Consider the following 17,832-nt stretch of genomic DNA (forward strand, 5'->3'; position numbering starts at 1 on the left):
TCGACGTCCTCGCCCGATGCCGCATCACCGTCATCACTACCACCGAACCCGAGATCGGAGCCGATCAACTACCCGAACTCACCGCCTGAAACCTCAACAAGGAGAACGCGAACCGCTACACCACTACCAGGGACTTGACCCTGACCGATCTCCCCCGGCCACGACGACTGGCGTTCCTGGACTCCATGGACCGACTCGGAGCTGCTGTCGATTCGGCCTGCAGCCGGCTGGACGGCGGTTTCCGCAGGCTGAACTACGAGATCCTGGGGAATACCGACGCCTACCTGCATGCCCACATCTTCGCCCGTTACGACTGGGAGCATCCCGACTACGTCGGCGGTCCGGTATGGCGCTACGACCCGTCGGTGTTCTACGGGCCGGCGACGGCGCTGGGTCCCCAGCACGACCCGTTGCGGCGGCTCATCACTCGAGGCCTCCTGGCGGACGGCGAGGTGGCTGCCGATGACGCGCAATGAGATCTGAATTCACATGTTCTGCAACAAAATCCACGTCTTCCCTGGTGTCAGCGTCAGCGTCCTCCCCCGGTCGTCCGTGAGCCGGAACGGCTTGTCGACCGCCGCCCGGTGCCACGTTCCGGACAGCTTCTTCCCATTACGGAAGAGCGTCAGTTTTCCGGAGCCGGTCGACTCGGACCGATAGACCGGGTTGCCCGCTGGGTCCCGGTAGCCGTCGGAAACCTCTCGCACGCGCAGCACCAGCACGTTGTCGGCGGTCACCTGGTGACCGCCCGCCCCGACGTCGCGGTACGGCCTGCCGTTCCAGCTCGGCAGATAGTGACTCCCCTGGTATGAGAACGAAAACCGGTCACCGCCGACCTGCACGGTGAACGAGCTGTCGCCGGCCGCGTGCTGCAGCCGTGGGTCGCCCTCGGCGAACCGCAGCCCGATGTCCCGCGAGGCCGACAGGCCGTGCCGCTGCGCCAACGCCGCCACATCGACATACAGGTTGTGCGGTGCCCGACGATGGGAGTCACGCCTGCCGCCGCCCAGGAGTGTGATGGGCGCCTGGTCCAGTTTCGCCCGGATCTGCGAAGCAGCACCGGAGTAGACCAGCGCCGGGTGACCGAACATCGGCAGGATCTCCACGTCCGTGCTGCGGGCACTGCGTACCGGCTCGACCCGGCTCGGGAAACTGGTGGAGTAGACCGGCATCAGCCGGGTCAGGTTGCCCTCGACCTCCTCCACGAACACCAGGTCGGCCGGTGACAGTCCGTACTGCGGCACCGCCGCGCTGGTGTTCTCCACTTTGACCGCGATCACCGGACGGCCGGTACGGGGGCCGCCGGTGAGCGGGTTCCCCGCCGGTCGCCCAGTCGTCGGCCGAGGCGTCGCACTGCGCGTTGTGGGCGACGCCGACGAAGGCGCCCCATTGGACGGCGTCCTCGAGGCCGTGGAGGCTGTGGATCCGCCACCGCAGGCCGCCGTGGTCAGCGACAGGAGTCCGACGGCAGTTGCCAGCAGGGCACCGCGTCGTGTGTGGGCAGTCATCGGGACAACGCTACAGCCCCGGCAATGACCGCCTTGCCGAGCGGACCGATCGGTGCGCGCCATACGGGTCCGGGGCGAGTATGGCGCAGCCGATAGCAACCGACCCGAGCACCACCAGCAGCGCGACGATGAGCACCGGCCGGCCGTGACCGCGTTCCAGCAGCAGAGTGGCCAGGAACGGCGTGACCCCGGACAGCATCGTCGCCACGTTGTACGCCAGCGACAGGCCGGTGCAGCGGGTGCGCCGGCCGAACAACTCGGTGAACCAGGACGGTTCGATCGCGAAGTTGACACCGCTGGCGACTCCCCAGCCCAGCAGCAACGCCGCCCACACCACGAGCAGCGAGTCGCTGCGCAACATGACGAAGAACGGGTAGGCGAAGCAGACACCGAACGCGGCGCCCGCCACATAGACCGGACGACGACCGACCCGGTCGGCCACACAGGCTGCCCCCCAATAACATCCGGCGCCGAGCAGGATGCTCACACTGACTCCGGTCAGCACCGCGTCCTTGCCGAGGTGGCCGGCGTCCGGCACATAGGTGAGCGCGAACACCAGCACCAGGTAGCCCCACATGTTCTCGGCCAACCGCAGCCCGATCGCGAGCACGACCGGCACGCGGTCCACCCGCAAGGTCTCCTGCACCGGTCGCTGCGCAATCTCACCCCGCCGGCGCAACTCCGTGAAATCGGCGGCCTCGATCAGCCCGCTGCGGATCCACAGGCCGACTGCGACCACTAGCGCGCTCAGCAGGAACGGCAGTCGCCACCCCCACGACTGCAGCTCACGATCGGGCAGCATGGCCACCGGCACGAACACCGCTGTCGCCAGCACCGCGCCGAGCGCCGTACCCATCTGCGGCAGGCTCCCCCACCGCGCCCGACGGTCGGCGGGCGCGTTCTCCACGGCGACCAGGGCGGCTCCCGCCCACTCGCCGCCGACCCCGAAGCCCTGCACCAGGCGCAGGCAGACCAGCAGAGCCGGCGCCACCCACCCCATCTGCGCCGCCGTGGGCAGCAACCCGATCGCGGTCGACGCGAGGCCCATGGTCCAGAGCGTGATCAGGAGCACCCGGCGTCGTCCCACCAGATCTCCCAGCCGACCGAGCACCAGGCCGCCGAACGGCCGCGCGACGAATCCGACACCCAGCACGGCGAAGGACTGCAGCAGACCCGTCACCCGGGCGCTGGACGGGAAGAACACGTCGCCGAAGACCAGCGCCGAGGCGGTGGCGAACGCGAAGTAGTCGTACCACTCCAGCGTGCTGCCGACCAACGACGCGGCGCGAGCTCGCTGTCGGGTCTGCTGCTCGTCGGATCGTGGTGGAGACAGGCGTGATTCAGGTATGACGGCAGCCACCGCGGAGTCCTTCCTTCGCCGGCATGACCCGGACAGGTTCGACGGTCGGCGACCGGCTGTCGCCCTCTCAGCCCGTGCGTCGTACGGACTCCCGTGGGATGCGCCACACGATAACGGAGCGCATCTGCCGGCGGCACCCGCGTCCGGCGACGCGTCGCCACCACATCGATGTCGTCGGAGCGTGCAGTCACGACCAAGATCGGCAGCGCGGCTGCGTAGAGTCGGGACGACGTCAGGAGGTGGCTCGTGCGCGGTGCGGTCCGCAAAGTGGTGCTGCTCGAAGGGATCAGCGACATCGCAGCACTGACCGCGGTGGCCTCGACACGAGGCGTGGATCTGGGGCACGTCCGACTCGTCGACCTCGGAGGCGTGACCAACGTGCGCCGTGAGCTCATCGCACTCCACCGCACCCGACCGCGAGTCCCGGAGATCCTCGGCCTGTGCGATGCACCCGAGGCCCGCTTCGTCGAACACGCGCTGGACGAGGTCGGACTGCCGGTGCGCGATGCCAGCGACCTGTCGTCATACGGCTTCTTCGTCTGTCACGCCGACCTCGAGGAAGAACTCATCCGCGCGCTCGGCACCGAACGCACCGTGGCGGTGATCGAAGGCCTCGGCCTGGACGGCAAACTCGCCACGCTCCGGCAGCAGCCGGCCTGGCAGGAGCGAACCCTGGCCGAGCAGCTGCACCGCTTCTGCGGCGTCGCCTCGGGCCGCAAGGCACTCCTGGCCGGCGCCCTGGCCGCAGCCGTCGGTCCTGCGACGACTCCCCCGCCGCTGCAGGCACTCGTCGAACGGATCGCCACGTGACCCACGATCCGCACCGGCTGGGCGCTGCCCTCGCGTTCGCGGACCACGCCGTAGACGACATACCGAAGGCCCCGTGGCAGCCACTGAGCGCGCGCTTGCGCGAGGACGCGATCCGCGACCGCGTCCAGCAGGTGTCGCGCGCGCTGCGCACCGGTGCCGCCCCGGTCGACCTACGCACCGCAGCCTCCACCGAGCACTTCGGCCTCGCCGCCCGACTCGTCGCCGCCCAGCTGTGTACCCGCGCACTCGGCATCGAGGCCTCACCGGCCGTCGAGCACGTCTGGTGGCGGCAGCCGCCGGGCGGGCTGGTCCAGCTCTCGCTGGCCAGTACAGGCACGACCGGCACGGCATCGCGCACGGCGTCCGGCACCGCATCCGACACCGCCGTCGAGGCGCTGACGACCGTGATCCAGCGGCTGTATGCCGTCAGTGCACACGTGCTGTGGGGCAATGTCGGATCCGCGGCCAACAGCACCCTGAGTCTGTTGCGAACGACACGTCCCGACCTGCTGCCCGCCGCCCGGCGTGCGGCGGACGAGTTGCTGTCCGACCCGCGCATCGACGGTGGGCTACTGCGCAGCGGTCCGGACTTCCGGCGGCGCAGCTGTTGCCTCATCTACCGGGCCGGAACTGCAGTGTGCGGCGACTGCGTCCTGCGCCACTGACCGACGACACGCTGCACGATCTGTGTGTCGCCGCCGCGGGTGCGGCATACTCGCCGGCGTGCCGGAATGGACGATCAGAGCCCCCGCACCGGGCGACGTCTGCGCGCTGGCCGCTCTGCACGTGACGGTGTGGCGCCATGCCTACCGTGGCCTCATCGAGCAGCCACTGCTCGATCGGCTGGACGTGGACAACAGCACCACACGCTGGCGCGCGACCGTCTCCGGGGTGGACGCCGGGGCGTCGGAGAATCGGGTCCTGATCGCCGTGGTCGACGTCGAGCCGGTCGGCATCGTCGAGGTCGGCCCGGGCCGGGACGCGGACGCGCCCTACCCGCTGGAGGTGCTCAGCCTCAACGTCGCACCCCGCTGGCACGGTCGCGGCGTCGCCCAGGACCTGATGGCCCGCGCCGTCGGCGACGCGCCCAGCTACCTGTGGGTGCTGCGCGGCAACGACCGGGCAATCGGGTTCTACCGCAAACTCGGCTTCGACCTCGATGGCGCCGAGCGGTATGACGACTCGTGGCGCTGCTTCGACCAACGCATGCGGCGGCCGGCCGCGCCGGCCTGAGTCGGCTCACTCGCCGGGATCGGGCAGATCGTGCACCTCGCGCACGAAGGCGGCGAACCCCGGCACGGTGAACTCCACGTGGCCGTGGCTGCTGTCGGTGATGATGCCGGCTCCGATCAGCCTGCTGCGCGGCACACCGAGGGCATCGGACGGTTTGCCCATCGCGGTTGCGATCGCGCTGCGGCGGACCGGGCCGTCGCCGAGGCGGGCCATGGTCAGCACGAAATCCAGCTCGACCTGCCGGGTGACCTTCGACAGCCGGGCGGTGAAGAGCTCCCGCAAGTCCTCTTCGACATCGGCAGCCGCCGCCTCGACGTGCTCGCGTCTGATCGTCGCCCCGGCGTCCGGAAATCCCGCATGCCGCCAGGCGTTCTCGCCGATCAGCTGGACGGTGTGCGGGTAGCCCGCGGCATACCGGACGGCGGCGTCGAGCGCGGCGGCGCTCCAGCCCACACCCAACTGTCGCGCCGGGTTGGCCAGCGCCACCGCCGCCGCGTCCGGGCTGAGGTCCTTCAACTGCCGGTAGGCGAACCGCTCGGAGTTGCTCACCGCCGCGTTGATGACACCGACGCTCTCGGGCAGTCCGGCAGCGAAGAGCGCCACCGGCAGGTCACGTCGTTCGGACTGGAAATGCTGCCAGGCGTAGGAGATCGTGCGCAGGCTGGACGGATCGGCAGCCTGCACCTCGTCGATGAGCAGCACCAGCCCGGCATGCTTGCGCTCCAACGACGCCTGCGCCGTGGCCACCACCAGATCCTCGAACTCGCGCGTCGCACCACGCGCGCGGCGTCGCCCGCCGGCAGCGCTCCACCCCGCCTCGATGCTGGCCACGCCCGGCACGCCACCGGTGACCTTGAGCTCCAGGTGCGACAACGCCTCACTGACCCGCTGCTTCATCTTCGCCGGCCAGCGGCGCACCAGCCGCTCCGCACCGTCGGCGATCGCCGGAACCAGACCGGCCGACTCCCCCGCCGTCACCCAGATCGTGTCGGCGTCCTTGGCCCGCGCACGCTGCTCCACCTGCCGCAGCAGCGACGTCTTGCCCACGCCGCGGGGGCCGTGGTCGACCCGGATGCGGGGCACCATCCGCCCGATCATCGTCATCATGTCGAGGCGTTCCTCGATAGCGGCCAACTGCCTACTGCGCCCGGGAATCTCGCGTGCCACCGCACCCGGCGTGTAGGGACTCGGTTGTGCCATGCAGTGCCTCGGCTCGGGACGGTTGTATACGGATCGGTGCAAACGTCTAGGAGCGTATCGGCTGCGGCCGACAGTCGGTGGCGCACGGGAGCGGGCCCGTGACGCGGGCCCGGCGGACCACCGTGTCCGGGGCGCTCGAGCGGGATCGTTAGCATCGGGAGACGTGAAGATCGGAATCATTCTTGGATCTGTCCGTGACAGCCGCAAAGGCGAGCTGGTCGCCGAATGGGTGCGCAGCCACGCCGCGCAGACCGGGGGCGCCGACTTCGAGGTGCTGGACCTGCGCGAGTTCCACCTGCCGCTGCTGACCTCGGCGACGCTGCCGTCGATGGCCAACCGCACCTACGACTCCCCCGAGGTCACCCGGTGGAGTGCGGCCGTCGATGCATGCGACGGCTTCGTCATGATCACCCCGGAGTACAACCACGGCGTTCCCGGCGCGTTGAAGAACGCCGTCGACAGCCTCGGGCCGGAGTGGACCGGCAAGACGATCGCGTTCGTCTCCTACGGGGCCGACGGCGGGGTACGGGCGGTCGAGCAGTGGCGGCAGATCGTGGCCAACTTCCACATGATCGATGTGCGACACCAGGTGGCGCTGCAGTTGTTCACCGAGTTCGACCAGCACGGGCTGCAGTTGCAGGACCGCCGGGAGGGCGAGATCAAGGCCCTGCTCGACGCGCTGGTCACCCTCACCAACCGGCTGCAGGCGGCCTGAGTTCAGCGTTCCTCGCGCAGCCCGAGAAACGTTGCCAGCGCACGTATCTCGCGGTCCACGGCGGATCGCAGCGAGGCGCTGAACTCCACGTCCTCGTGTATGGCGTGCACGACCAGCCGGCCGCGGGACCGGTCGGCGGTCGTGTCGAGCTTCCCGACCAGCCGGTCGCCGTGCAGGATCGGCAGCGCCCAGTAACCCCACCGCCGTTTCGGCTTGGGTTTGTACATCTCGAGCGGGTAGTCGAACTGGAAGATCTCAGCTGTCCGCTTGCGGTCGAAGACCAGCTGGTCCAGTGGCGAGAGCAACGCGGTGCGACCGCGGAAGGGCCGGTCGAGCTGGGCGAGGTCGACGCACCAGGTGCCGCGCACGCCGTCGATGACGGCCGGCACCCCGGGCGGTTCGACATCCTTGCGCAGGATGCCCGCCAGGTCGTAGACCTTCGGTCGCATGATGCCCAGGGCGCCCAACGCGCGCTGTGAGCGCTGCCTGAGGGCGTCGTCCTCCGGCACCACATCGGTCTCGGGGTAGATGCGTTCGGCCAGGTCCCACCACCGTTCGCCCCGCTCGCCGCGTGCGGCGACCGCGACCTCTCCCCTGCTCTCCATGAAATCGATCAGTCGCACGACGTTCTGATTGTTGGTCCAGCCGCTGGAACGCCAGGCCACTTCGCAGGTGTCCTCGAAGGCTGCTGCCGGCAGCGGCGCCTCCTCGGCGAGCCGGTCCAGGATGTCGCGCCGGCACAGGTCGTTGGCCTGCACCCACTCGGCGCTGAACTCCTGCCACTCCACACGCGGCCGCCGCCCCCAGCCGGCCAGTTCCGCACGGTAGAGGCGGATGTCTTCGGCGGGCAGGATCCGCCCCCGCAACTCGACCACCTCGCGCGCCTCGAAGAGGTCCTCGAGTCCGCCCAGCGGGTATGCCGAGCCCAGCCGGCTCCAGCAGACCAGCTCCGGACTCGGCGCGACCGCACTGGTGAGATCGACCTGCACCGAACCGAGCGCCCGCACGACGTCGAGCAGACCGGTCCGGCGCGGCGCCGCGAGCAACTGCGCGCGCACCGCGATCCGGCGGGCGTCGGTGCGGGACAGTCGCACGATGGTCACCCGCGCACGGTAATGGAATGCGCGCCCCCGTGGCGCCGTTGCGGCATACATGAAGGTTGACATCTGGTCCGACATCGCCTGCCCCTGGTGCTTCATCGGCAAGCGCCGCTTCGAAGCCGGGTTGCGCGACTTCGCGCACGCCGACGACGTCGAAATCACTTGGCACAGCTACCAACTCGACCCCACCCTGCCCGAGCACTATGACGGCTCGGAGACCGACTACCTCGCCGAGCGCAAGGGCATGCCGCGTGAGCAGGTGCGGCAGATGTTCGCCCACGTCGCCGAGCAGGCCGCCGGCGAGGGCCTGCACTACGACTTCGACGGCCTGGTGGTCGCCAACAGCATGCGCGCACATCACCTGCTGCACCTCGCGGCGCGGCACGGCGTGGCCGACGCGGTGAAGGAGGCGCTGCTGTCCGCCCACTTCGAACACGGCGTCGACATCGGCGATTCTGCGCAGCTGGTCGACCTCGGCGTGCGTCACGGACTCGACGCCGCGGAGGTGCGTGCGGCCCTGGACGACCCGCAGGTCCGCAGCGAGGTCGAGCAGGACTTCGCGCGGGCGCGTTCCTACGGCATCCAGGGTGTGCCGTTCTTCGTCATCGACGAGAAGTTCGGTGTCTCCGGGGCCCAACCGGCCGCGACCTTCACCGCGGCGCTGGAGCAGGCGTGGCAGGACGCGCATCCGCTGGTGATGCAACAGGCGGGTCAGGGCTCGGCGGGCGCGGTCTGCGGACCCGACGGCTGCAGCGCGCCCTGACCCGACGCTGACCGCCGCCAACTGAACCCGGCGCTGCGGCGTCCGCAGGGTATGACGACCACGACCCGACGGACCGCCCTCGCGCTGACCGGCAGCGGTGTGCTTGCCGCGCTCGCCGGGTGCAACCCGGCCACCAGCTCCGCGGACCCGCTGCCGGCGCGCGGCAGTGCCGCCGCGGCCCCGACGACCCGGGACTGGATCGCCTTCGCGCGGACCGTGCAGGGACCGGTCGACCTGCCGGGCACCGCGCCGTACGCCCGTACCAAGCGGGTGTTCGACACCCGGTTCGACGCCAATCGCCCGGCTGCGGTGATGGTCGTGCAGCGCAGCTCCGACATTGCCCGGGCGATGCGTTTCGCCCAGCGCTTCGGTCTGCAGGTCGCGCCACGCGCCGGCGGGCATTCGTACGTCGGCGCCTCGGCGGCGAACGGCACGCTGGTCCTCGACCTGCGGCCGTTGCACTCGGTGTCCTACGACGCGCGCAGCCGCAGCGTGCTGGTCGCCTCCGGCGCCACCCTGTATGACGTCAAGAAGCACCTCGCTGCGGTCGGTCGCGGCATACCGACCGGGACCTGTCCCACGGTCGGGGCGGCCGGGCTGGCGCTGGGCGGGGGCCTCGGGGTGGAGTCACGGGCGCACGGCCTGACGGCGGACCGCCTCACCGAGGCCCGGCTGGTGCTGCCCGACGGCCGCAGCATCACCGCGAGCGCCGCGCAGCACAGTGACATCTTCTGGGCACTGCGCGGCGGTGGCGGCGGCAACATCGGCGTGGTGACGGTGCTGCGCTTCGCCACCCACCCGGCGGGCGAGCAGGGCATCTTCACGCTGACGTTCGCCGGCGGCGCCGCAGTGCGGGTGCTGACCGGCTGGGCCCGGTGGATCCGGACGACCGCCCGTTCCCGGTGGGCGGGTGTGCACGTCGATGCGACCGGCCATGGCCGACTGCACGTCAGCGTCGTCGGCGTGACTGCCGGCGGCGACGAGCGTGCCGCCGCCGCCTCGCTGGTGCACACGATCGGGACATCGCCCACGGCGACCAGCTACCGGCGCCTCGGCTATCTCGACGCGGCGGTCTACCTCGGCGGCGGCACCACGTCGCCGCGGCAGCGGTTCACCGCGGGGTCCGACGTGCTGGCCACCGTCGATGCCGCGGCCGCGGCCGCCGTCGTCCGTGCCGTGACCGCCCGGTCCCGTGCCGGGCTGCCCGGCAGTGCGCTGCTGGACCCGCTCACCGGCGCCGTCACCGACCTCGCACCCGGCGCCACGGCGTTCCCATGGCGTCGCCACACCGCGTCCGTGCAGTGGTACGTCGGCGACAGCTCCTACGCCTCGGCGCGCGATTGGCTGGCCGCGGCCCATCGGTCCGTCGGGCCGTACTCGGCGGGCGGCTACGTCAACTACCTGGAGACCGGACAGCCGGCCCGGCGTTACTACGACACCAACCTGGACCGTCTGGCCACGGTGCGGCGCACGTACGACCCGCAGCGGCGGGTGCACAGCGGGCTGGCCGTCTGAGCCCAGCCGAGGTTCCCGGGTGCCACGCCGCGGATCACCGCGCACCGACGCCGGCGATGTGCCACAGTGTCGCGCGTGACCCTGCTGCGGACGAACATCGCGCACGTCTCCAGCCCGCAGCAGCAGCGCCTGCAACGCAGCTGGTACTGGTACGACTGGGCCGCCGCCTCCTACGTGGTGGTCACCGCGGCGGTGCTCTTCGCGCCCTACCTCACCTCGATCGCCAACAAGCAGGCGTGCCCGGGTCAGCCGACCGACCAGGCGTGCGACCACAACCTGGACGTGCTGGGCATCGGTGTCGCGCCCGGGTCGCTCGTGCCGTACGTGCTGACGGTCTCGACCGTCATCTCCGCCGTGGTGCTGGTCTTCATCGGCGCCGCCGTGGACAGGTCGCAGCATCCACTGCGCTACCTCGCCGGGTTCACGTATGCCGGTGCGGCTGCGGCCGCGGCGATGGTCGCCATCAGCGGCACCGACTGGCAGCTCGGCGTGATCCTGGCGATCGCGGCCAACCTGTGCCTCGGCGCGGCGCTGATCGTCTACTCCGCGATCATGGTGCGGATCACGCCCCCGGACGACCGCGACTACGTGTCGGCGCGCGGGTGGGCCTACGGCTACCTCGGCGGAGGCTCCCTGCTCGCCGCCACCCTGGTGCTGCTGGTCACGCACGACGTCGTCGGGCTCGACAAGGCCGGGGCGGTCCGGGTCGCCTTCCTCGTGGCCGGTGTCTGGTGGGCGTTGTTCGCGATCATCCCGTTGCGCGGCCTGCGCGCGCTGTCGCGGCTGGAGCGGCCCGCGCCCCGGGACCGGGTGGGCGGTTTCCGGCAACTGCGCACCACTTTCGCGTCGCTGCAGCACTATCCGCAGACCAAGCGCTTCCTGCTGGGCTACCTTTTCTACAACGACGGCATGCAGACCGTCATCGCCGCGGCGAGCCTCTACGGCAACAAGCAACTGGGGTTCAGCGAGAGCGAACTGGTCATCACCATCCTGCTCGTGCAGTTCGTCGCGTTCTTCGGTGCGGTGGCCTTCGGCCGGCTCGCGGGACGGCACGGTGCCCAGCGGATGATCTACTCCAGTCTGTTCATCTGGACGGCAGTGGTCTGTGCCGCCTGTGCCCTGCCGGAGAGGAACCTCGTCCTGTGGCTGCTGGTCGCGGCGGCCATCGGTGTCGTGCTCGGTGGCAGCCAGTCCTTGTCGCGGTCGCTGTACAGCGGACTGATCCCGGCCGGGCGTGAGTCGGAGTACTTCAGCCTCTACCAGGCGATGGAGCGCGGCACCAGCTGGCTGGGCACCCTGGTGTTCGGGCTGGTCTTCCAGTGGTTCCGCGACTATCGCTACTCGATCGTCGCGCTGGTCGTCTTCTTCGGCGTCGGCGCGATCCTGCTGCGCGGCGTGCGCGTCCGCGACGGGATCCTCGACGCCGGCAACACGCCGCCGCGGGTGGTGTGAACAGCTGGCGGCAGATGTGATCCGGCTCACGGTCGCCCGCCGCCCGATGGGACTTTTGCCGAGGCTTACGGCATACTGACGCGTTCGAAGACGTAGGATGCGCAACCTTTTGCGGCGCTGGCACGTCTTCAGTGACGTAGGTCCTGATCGTCCGGACGGTCCCGAGCACTGCCGCTCGGGAACACCGCGGCCCGATCGACCGTTGCACGACATAGATCGCCGAGACCGGTATGACCCATGGGGGGCAGGTTCTCGGACCGGTTCGATACGAGAGAGAAGTGAGTGGACATGGCAGAGCGTTCGTTGCGAGGGACCAACCTGAGCACGCTGTCCTTGGAGACCGAGGACAACATCGCGTTCAGTGAGCGCCAGATCGTGCGCTACGTGTGCGACCAGGGCCACGTCAGCGAGCTGCCGTTCTCCGTCGAGGCCGACGTCCCCAGCCTGTGGGAGTGCGGCACCTGCGGCGCCGAGGCCAAACTGCAGGACGGCCCGGAGCCGGAGCGCAAGCCGGTCAAGCCGCAGCGCACTCACTGGGACATGCTGCTAGAGCGCCGCTCCATTCCGGAGCTGGAGGAGCTGCTGCAGGAGCGGCTGACGCTGCTGCGCGCCTCCCGGGGCGAGAAGCCGCGCCGCAAGCGCACTGCCTGAGACGTCACGCCGTCAGACACCAAGGAGCCGACCGGATCTTCCGGTCGGCTCCTTCGTGCCTGCACCAGGCGCGGGTATGACGCGCCGGTCAGCGCCTCATCTGTCGCGGCGCTCCTCGTCGATGACGTCGCCCTCGATGATCTCCGCCTCGATCACCTCGGGATCATCACGGCGCACATCGGCGCGGGTCGCGGTGTAGTCGACGACATGGATGCCACCGGCCGCCATCCGGCGCCCGACGACCAGGTGCATCAGGCGGCGCGACACCGACCGCATGCCGGGCAGGATCAGGATGATCCCGAGCAGGGAGGTGACGAATCCGGGGATGAGCAGCAGCACTCCTCCGACCAGTGCCTGTGGCGCATCGGCCACCTCCCGGGCCGGCGGCCGGCGTTCGGCCATCGCCGCGCGCATCTCCCTGGCGGCGCCGACCGAGGCGCGCTTGATGACCACCAGGCCCAGGCAGAAGCATGCCGCCAGCGCGAGCAGCGTCCACCACCCGATGATGTGCCAGACCAGCACGATGACGACCACTTCGATGATCGGCATGCACAGGGTCACGGCGAACAACAGGCGGGCCCAGAAGGGCGCCCGCCCCGGTGTGCCGGCGATGGGAGTGCTCAACTGTCGTCCTTCGATCGGTGCGCGAGACGTTCACCGATAGAACGAATCTGACCGCGCCGATACTCCCATCCCCACCGACTGATGTTCAGCAGCGATTCGCGCGCGATGTCCGGATTCATCTTCGACTGGCCGATCTCCCGCTCCACGAAGGTGATCGGCACCTCCACCACCCGCAGCCCGGCCCGGATCGCCCGCCAGGTCAGATCCGCCTGGAAGCAGTACCCGTAGGAGTCCACGTCGTGCAACCCGATCGCGCGCAGCGCCTCGGTCCGGTAGACCCGGAACCCGGCGGTGGCGTCCTTGACCGGCATACCGAGCAGGGTCTTGACGTAGATGTTGCCGCCGACGCTGAGCGCCTTGCGGTGCACCGGCCAGTTGACGACCTTGCCGCCGCGCACCCAGCGCGACCCGATCACCACGTCCGCCTCCCGCGCCGCGGCGAGCATCGCCGGGAGTCTTTCCGGCGGGTGCGAACCGTCGGCGTCGATCTCGACGAGCGCGTCGTAGCCACGCTCCAGACCCCAGTCGAACCCGGCCAGGTAAGCCTTGCCGAGTCCTTCTTTCGCGGCGCGGTGCAGGACCCGGATGCGGTCGTCGCCGGCGGCCAGCCGGTCGGCGACTGCGCCGGTCCCGTCCGGCGAATTGTCGTCGAGCACCAGCACGTCCGCGTCGGGCACGCTCGTGCGGATCCGACGCAGGATCAGCGGGAGGTTATCCCGCTCGTTGTACGTCGGGACGAGCACCAGGATCGTGGACAGGACAGGACGGTGCGGGATGTCTTGCTCAGACAAGCTCGTGAACTTCCTTGACGCTCAGGGACCGACGGCGGGAGGCGCGGTTGCCGCCCAGGGCAACGCCGCAGAGTAGCAAGGCGGCGGCGCAACCGAGCCATTCCGGCACGGCACCGACCCTGACCGCCAGCGTCTCGCCCGTCCGCAGCGGCAGCGCACCCGAGACCGCTTGCGCCGTGAAGAGGCCGGTCTTGTCGTGCACCACACCGTCGGGAGTGATCAGCCCGCTGACGCCGACGGTCGAGATGTGCACGATCGATCGACCCAGCTCGATCGCGCGCACCTGCGAGATGGCCAGTTGCTGTTCGGACTCGGCGGTGTAGCCGAAGGTGGCGTTGTTGGTCTGCACCGCCAGCAGCTGCGCGCCCTCGCGCACCGGCGTGCGGGTGAGCGAGTCGTAGGCGACCTCGAAGCAGATGACCGGAGCGACCTTCACCGTGCCGTGGTGCTTGGTCGGCACCCGGAAGAGCCCGGTCCGGTGACCGGCGGCGAAGTTGCCGGCCAGGTCGACGGCACTGCTGAAGTGCCGGAAGAACGACCGGTAGGGCATGTACTCGGCGAACGGCACCGGGTGCTGCTTCACATAGCGGTCCACGATGCCCTTGTCCGGCAGGTAGAGCAACGAGGTGTTGCTGGTCTGTGGCGCCGGCTCCTGGAGCACCGCGCCCACGATCAGCGGCACGCCGATGCGGTCGACCGTCTGCACGATCTCGGTGCCGGCGTCGGCGTTGCGGGTGGGGTCGATGTCGGAGGAGTTCTCCGGCCAGATCACCAAGGCGGGCTCGGGCAGCGTGCCGTCCTTGATCCGGGCGGCCGCCTTGTCGGTCTCCTTGACGTGGTTGTCCAGCACCGCGCGGCGCTGCGCGTTGAACTCCAGCCCGGCCGTCGGCACGTTGCCCTGTATGGCGAGGACCTGCATCTTCGGGCCGCCCGTCGGCGTCGGGTAGACGACCGCGACGCCGACCACGGCGGCCGCCGCAATCACCGGCCAGAGGCGCGGCAGCACGGCACGCGCCGGCGGCATACCCCGGCGGACGCGGTCGACGGTCAGCGCCAGCCACCCGCCGAGCAGGGCGACCACGAAGGTGAGGCCGGGGGCGCCGAAGATCGAGGCGAGGTGCGCCAGCGGCGAGCCGGCGGTGGACCATGCCAGGCGCGCCCACGGAAAGCCTCCGAACGGCATCGAGTCACGCACTGCCTCCTGCAGGACCCACAACAGCGCGATCGCCAGCGGCCGCACGTGCGGGCCGTCGGCCGGCGACAGCCATTGCGGAAGGCGCTCCCACCGGCGGGCCGACTGCACGAGCGAACAGGCGGCGCCCATCAAGGCCAGATAGACCGACTCGGTGATCGCCAGCGCCAGCCACGGCACCGCACCGACGTAGGTGCCGGCCCAGTGCAGCGTCGGGCCGAAGCAGGCGAATCCACCGACCAGGCCGAGCAGGAACCCGGCGCGGGCACGGGTGCCCTTGGTCGCCAGTGCCATCAGCGCGACACCGACGATGGCGGCCGGCCAGATCGCCGGGCCGGGGAAGGACAACCAGAGGCACAGACCGCCTGCGACAGCGAGAGCGAGGCGGACAATCACTCGGCAAGCCTAACCGGGCGGCGGCAACCGGCGACGAGGACTTGGCGACTTCGCAAGGTGCGGTGGGTGATTCGGTCGCGGACGGGCCGCCTCGTCGTTGGGACCAATACACGCAGGTCTCCCCTGGCGTGCACGTTTTCTACTAGACGAGGGGCCCATCCACGCACCCTCAGCTCGCAATCTCGCCCGTGACGAGCTCCGAACGTTGGGCACGAATTTACCGGTGCGGCAGCCGCTGTCAACAGCGCTCTGACCTGCACAAACGCGCGTTTGTGCAGGTCAGAGCGATCGGCCCTCCCAGAACTTTTTCAGGCAGACCCGGCGTGTCGCGCGCAACACGCCGCGCGAGAGGATGTACCAGTGCCTGCGCGTCGTTCTTCTACCCCGTCCGGGACCCCGGCAACCGTCGCGCTGCGGCAGCTCGGGGTCGAGTTCCGGGTGCACGAGTTCGCCCATGATCGCAACGCCGACTCGTTCGGCCTGGAGGCCGCGGCGGCGCTGGGCGTCGCGGCCGATCGCGTGTTCAAGACCTTGGTCGTGCAGACCGACCGTCCCAAGGACAACGGGTTGGTGGTGGCTGTCGTCCCGGTCGATCGGCAGCTGGACCTGAAGGCGCTCGCTCGTGAAACAGGCTGCAAGAGAGCGGTATTGGCCGATCCGGCGCTTGCCCAGCGGACCACCGGATACGTGGTCGGCGGGATCAGCCCGATCGGGCAGAAGCGCTCGCTGTTGACCGTGGTCGACGCGTCGGCAGCTGGTCACGTCACGATCCTGGTCAGCGGCGGCCGTCGGGGTCTGGACGTCGACCTCGCGCCCGCGGACCTGGTCCGGGTGACCGGGGCGCGCGTGGCCGCCATCGCGCGTTGAGTTCAGTCGGTCAGCGGTGACCGGTCCTCCCACGGCGTGCTCAGCACCACCGTGGTGCGGGTGGTCGCGCTGGCTGCGGCGCGGATCTCGCCGAGCAACTCCTCCAGTTCGCCCGGGTTGGCCACCCGCACCTGCAACACGTAGTTCTCATCCCCGGCGACCGAGAAGCAGGACTCGATCGCGCTCAGATGCCGCAGCCGGTCCGGTATGTCGTCCGGCGCCGACGGGTCGAAGGGCGTCACCGAGATCAGTGCCGTCATCGGGATGCCGGCGGCCTCGAGGTCGACGACCGCCCGGTAGCCGCGGATGACCCCGCGCTCCTCCAGCCGGCGCACGCGTTGGTGCACCGCCGAGGTCGACAGACCCGTGGCCTTGCCCAGGTCGGTGTAGCTGAGCCGACCGTCCTGGGACAGCAACTGGGCAATCCGCCGGTCGAGTTCTTCCATGCCCGAACTGTAGGGCTCTGCGAGGATGTAGCCATGCAACCTCGCCTGATGCTGCTGGACTCCGCGAGTCTCTACTTCCGTGCCTTCTACGGCGTGCCGGATCGTCGTGCGACGCCGGACGCCATGCCCAACAACGCGATTCGCGGTTTCCTGGACATGATCGCGACGCTGGTGCACGATCACGCGCCGACCGAGCTGGTCGCATGCTGGGACAACGACTGGCGACCGGCGTTCCGGGTCGAGGCGATCCCGTCATACAAGACCCACCGGATGATGGGGGGCACCGACGGCGTCGAGGAGTCGCCGGAGGCGCTCACCCCGCAGGTGCCGGTCATCGTCGACGTGCTCGCGGCGATCGGGATCGCCCGTCTCGGGGTGGACGGTTACGAGGCCGACGACGTCATCGGCACCCTCGCAGTGGGTGCGCACGGCCGGGCACAGGTCGACGTCGTCACCGGTGACCGGGACCTGTTCCAGCTCGTCGACGACGCGCAGAGCGTGCGGGTCCTCTACACCGCCCGAGGCGGCGTCCGCGAGCCCGACATCATCGACGAGGCGTTCCTGGAGCGCAAGTACGCGGTGTCGTCCGGCGCGGCCTACGCGGACATGGCGGTGCTGCGCGGTGACACCAGCGACGGTCTGCCCGGAGTGACCGGCATCGGCGAGAAGACGGCAGCCACCTTGATCAACAGGTATGGCGATCTGGCCGCTCTGCGGACCGCCATCGCCGACGGTGACCCGCTGCTCAAGGGTGCTCAGCGCACGCGGCTGGAGGCCGCCGAAGCCTACCTGGACGCCGCGCCCCGTGTGGTGGAGGTCGTCAAGGACATTGCGCTGCCCACGGGTTTCAGCGGCGCGCTGCCACAGCATATCGCGGACCCGGGCCGGTTGAAGGAGCTGACCGAGCAGCACGACCTCACCTCGCCGGTCAGCCGCCTGCTGACGGCCTTGCAGCTGATCTGACCCGGCTCAGCCGCGCCGGGGCTCGTTCGGCGGGAAGGTGCCGTCGTCGTCGCCACCGTCGTCCAGGTGGTAGAGCAACTCGTTGAGCCGCACCTGCACGTCTTCCACGTGTGGCACGTCGTGCAGGGGCACACCGCGCTGTTCGCTGGCGTCGCTGATGATCAGCGTCCCGCAACCGAAAATGCGGTCGAGCAACGACTTCTCGTAGGACACGTCGTTGATCCGGTAGAGCGGGATGTCACGCCC

At 69.9% G+C, this 17,832-nt stretch carries 20 protein-coding genes; 11 read left to right on the forward strand and 9 right to left on the reverse strand.

Annotated features, from left to right (window positions below; genetic code table 11):
- Positions 1 to 134: 134 nt before the first annotated feature.
- Entirely contained in the window at positions 135 to 476 is a 342-nt protein-coding gene (locus ACTHL4_RS15170) for a hypothetical protein (RefSeq protein ID WP_440283603.1), read from the forward strand.
- Positions 477 to 485: 9 nt separating this feature from the next.
- Here ACTHL4_RS15170 and ACTHL4_RS15175 read toward each other — a convergent pair whose 3' ends face one another.
- Both ACTHL4_RS15175 and ACTHL4_RS15180 read right to left on the reverse strand, forming a co-directional pair.
- A complete protein-coding gene (locus ACTHL4_RS15175) occupies positions 486 to 1,571 on the reverse strand; it encodes a DUF3048 domain-containing protein (protein ID WP_440283604.1) in 1,086 nt (361 codons plus the stop codon).
- Positions 1,519 to 2,868, reverse strand: coding sequence for an MFS transporter (locus tag ACTHL4_RS15180; RefSeq protein WP_440283605.1), 1,350 nt, complete (start codon positions 2,866 to 2,868; stop codon positions 1,519 to 1,521). The genes ACTHL4_RS15175 and ACTHL4_RS15180 overlap by 53 nt, the downstream gene beginning before the upstream one ends.
- Positions 2,869 to 3,114: 246 nt before the next feature.
- Between ACTHL4_RS15180 and ACTHL4_RS15185 the strand changes: the two genes are divergently transcribed.
- From ACTHL4_RS15185 to ACTHL4_RS15195, 3 genes are read left to right on the forward strand one after another with little or no spacing between them, the layout of a single operon-like run.
- Positions 3,115 to 3,678: a hypothetical protein gene (locus ACTHL4_RS15185; RefSeq protein ID WP_440283606.1), complete on the forward strand. Its 564-nt coding sequence runs from the start codon at positions 3,115 to 3,117 to the stop codon at positions 3,676 to 3,678.
- Entirely contained in the window at positions 3,675 to 4,343 is a 669-nt protein-coding gene (locus tag ACTHL4_RS15190; protein WP_440283607.1) for a (2Fe-2S)-binding protein, read from the forward strand. The genes ACTHL4_RS15185 and ACTHL4_RS15190 overlap by 4 nt, the downstream gene beginning before the upstream one ends.
- Before the next feature lie 58 nt (positions 4,344 to 4,401).
- On the forward strand, positions 4,402 to 4,911 hold the full coding sequence (locus tag ACTHL4_RS15195) for an N-acetyltransferase family protein (protein WP_440283608.1): 510 nt from the start codon (positions 4,402 to 4,404) through the stop codon (positions 4,909 to 4,911).
- A gap of 6 nt (positions 4,912 to 4,917) precedes the next feature.
- Here the strand turns inward: ACTHL4_RS15195 and ACTHL4_RS15200 are convergent, their stop codons facing one another.
- On the reverse strand, positions 4,918 to 6,111 hold the full coding sequence (locus ACTHL4_RS15200) for an ATP-binding protein (RefSeq protein ID WP_440283609.1): 1,194 nt from the start codon (positions 6,109 to 6,111) through the stop codon (positions 4,918 to 4,920).
- Between the two features lie 163 nt (positions 6,112 to 6,274).
- Between ACTHL4_RS15200 and ACTHL4_RS15205 the strand changes: the two genes are divergently transcribed.
- Positions 6,275 to 6,826 carry an NADPH-dependent FMN reductase gene (locus tag ACTHL4_RS15205; protein ID WP_440283610.1) on the forward strand — a complete coding sequence of 184 codons (552 nt, stop codon included), beginning with the start codon at positions 6,275 to 6,277 and terminating at the stop codon, positions 6,824 to 6,826.
- A 2-nt stretch (positions 6,827 to 6,828) separates the two neighbouring features.
- Here ACTHL4_RS15205 and ACTHL4_RS15210 read toward each other — a convergent pair whose 3' ends face one another.
- Positions 6,829 to 7,929, reverse strand: a complete 1,101-nt coding sequence (locus ACTHL4_RS15210; RefSeq protein ID WP_440283611.1) for a DNA glycosylase AlkZ-like family protein — start codon at positions 7,927 to 7,929, stop codon at positions 6,829 to 6,831.
- Between the two features lie 49 nt (positions 7,930 to 7,978).
- On the opposite strand from ACTHL4_RS15210, the gene ACTHL4_RS15215 reads away from it, so the two are divergent.
- The 4 genes from ACTHL4_RS15215 (at position 7,979) to ACTHL4_RS15230 (ending at position 12,307) form a co-directional block, all read left to right on the forward strand.
- Positions 7,979 to 8,689 carry a DsbA family oxidoreductase gene (locus ACTHL4_RS15215; protein WP_440283612.1) on the forward strand — a complete coding sequence of 237 codons (711 nt, stop codon included), beginning with the start codon at positions 7,979 to 7,981 and terminating at the stop codon, positions 8,687 to 8,689.
- A 51-nt stretch (positions 8,690 to 8,740) separates the two neighbouring features.
- On the forward strand, positions 8,741 to 10,204 hold the full coding sequence (locus ACTHL4_RS15220; protein WP_440283613.1) for an FAD-binding protein: 1,464 nt from the start codon (positions 8,741 to 8,743) through the stop codon (positions 10,202 to 10,204).
- Positions 10,205 to 10,279: 75 nt separating this feature from the next.
- On the forward strand, positions 10,280 to 11,656 hold the full coding sequence (locus ACTHL4_RS15225; protein ID WP_440283614.1) for an MFS transporter: 1,377 nt from the start codon (positions 10,280 to 10,282) through the stop codon (positions 11,654 to 11,656).
- Between the two features lie 288 nt (positions 11,657 to 11,944).
- The gene (locus tag ACTHL4_RS15230) at positions 11,945 to 12,307 is read left to right on the forward strand and encodes an RNA polymerase-binding protein RbpA (RefSeq protein ID WP_440283615.1); all 363 of its coding nucleotides are present in this window, start codon (positions 11,945 to 11,947) and stop codon (positions 12,305 to 12,307) included.
- A gap of 96 nt (positions 12,308 to 12,403) precedes the next feature.
- Here the strand turns inward: ACTHL4_RS15230 and ACTHL4_RS15235 are convergent, their stop codons facing one another.
- From ACTHL4_RS15235 to lnt, 3 genes are read right to left on the reverse strand one after another with little or no spacing between them, the layout of a single operon-like run.
- Positions 12,404 to 12,931, reverse strand: coding sequence for an FxsA family protein (locus ACTHL4_RS15235; RefSeq protein WP_440283616.1), 528 nt, complete (start codon positions 12,929 to 12,931; stop codon positions 12,404 to 12,406).
- Positions 12,928 to 13,722: a polyprenol monophosphomannose synthase gene (locus ACTHL4_RS15240; RefSeq protein ID WP_440283617.1), complete on the reverse strand. Its 795-nt coding sequence runs from the start codon at positions 13,720 to 13,722 to the stop codon at positions 12,928 to 12,930. Before ACTHL4_RS15240 ends, ACTHL4_RS15235 begins: the two co-directional genes overlap by 4 nt.
- Positions 13,715 to 15,310 (reverse strand): apolipoprotein N-acyltransferase, encoded by a 1,596-nt coding sequence (gene lnt / locus ACTHL4_RS15245; RefSeq protein ID WP_440283618.1) that lies wholly within the window; start codon positions 15,308 to 15,310, stop codon positions 13,715 to 13,717. The genes ACTHL4_RS15240 and lnt overlap by 8 nt, the downstream gene beginning before the upstream one ends.
- Positions 15,311 to 15,670: 360 nt before the next feature.
- On the opposite strand from lnt, the gene ybaK reads away from it, so the two are divergent.
- On the forward strand, positions 15,671 to 16,177 hold the full coding sequence (gene ybaK / locus ACTHL4_RS15250; protein WP_440283619.1) for a Cys-tRNA(Pro) deacylase: 507 nt from the start codon (positions 15,671 to 15,673) through the stop codon (positions 16,175 to 16,177).
- 2 nt (positions 16,178 to 16,179) lie between these two features.
- On the opposite strand, the gene ACTHL4_RS15255 is transcribed toward ybaK, so the two are convergent.
- Positions 16,180 to 16,623, reverse strand: a complete 444-nt coding sequence (locus tag ACTHL4_RS15255) for an Lrp/AsnC family transcriptional regulator (protein ID WP_440283620.1) — start codon at positions 16,621 to 16,623, stop codon at positions 16,180 to 16,182.
- 33 nt (positions 16,624 to 16,656) lie between these two features.
- Between ACTHL4_RS15255 and ACTHL4_RS15260 the strand changes: the two genes are divergently transcribed.
- Positions 16,657 to 17,586 carry a 5'-3' exonuclease gene (locus ACTHL4_RS15260; RefSeq protein ID WP_440283621.1) on the forward strand — a complete coding sequence of 310 codons (930 nt, stop codon included), beginning with the start codon at positions 16,657 to 16,659 and terminating at the stop codon, positions 17,584 to 17,586.
- A gap of 6 nt (positions 17,587 to 17,592) precedes the next feature.
- On the opposite strand, the gene ACTHL4_RS15265 is transcribed toward ACTHL4_RS15260, so the two are convergent.
- Positions 17,593 to 17,832 (reverse strand): PH domain-containing protein (locus tag ACTHL4_RS15265; protein WP_440283622.1); only part of this gene is annotated, 240 nt, incomplete at its 5' end.

The sequence above is a fragment of the Flexivirga sp. genome (genome assembly GCF_051955415.1).
Lineage (GTDB): Bacteria > Actinomycetota > Actinomycetes > Actinomycetales > Dermatophilaceae > Flexivirga.

Bases quoted from the DNA above. Each gene is read 5' to 3' on its own strand.
- ACTHL4_RS15255 (WP_440283620.1), bottom strand. From the start codon at position 16,623: ATGGAAGAACTCGACCGGCGGATTGCCCAGTTGCTGTCCCAGGACGGT.
- ACTHL4_RS15220 (WP_440283613.1), top strand. From the start codon at position 8,741: ATGACGACCACGACCCGACGGACCGCCCTCGCGCTGACCGGCAGCGGT.
- ACTHL4_RS15200 (WP_440283609.1), bottom strand. From the start codon at position 6,111: ATGGCACAACCGAGTCCCTACACGCCGGGTGCGGTGGCACGCGAGATT.
- ACTHL4_RS15215 (WP_440283612.1), top strand. From the start codon at position 7,979: ATGAAGGTTGACATCTGGTCCGACATCGCCTGCCCCTGGTGCTTCATC.
- ACTHL4_RS15175 (WP_440283604.1), bottom strand. From the start codon at position 1,571: ATGGCGCGCACCGATCGGTCCGCTCGGCAAGGCGGTCATTGCCGGGGC.
- ACTHL4_RS15260 (WP_440283621.1), top strand. From the start codon at position 16,657: ATGCAACCTCGCCTGATGCTGCTGGACTCCGCGAGTCTCTACTTCCGT.
- ACTHL4_RS15230 (WP_440283615.1), top strand. From the start codon at position 11,945: ATGGCAGAGCGTTCGTTGCGAGGGACCAACCTGAGCACGCTGTCCTTG.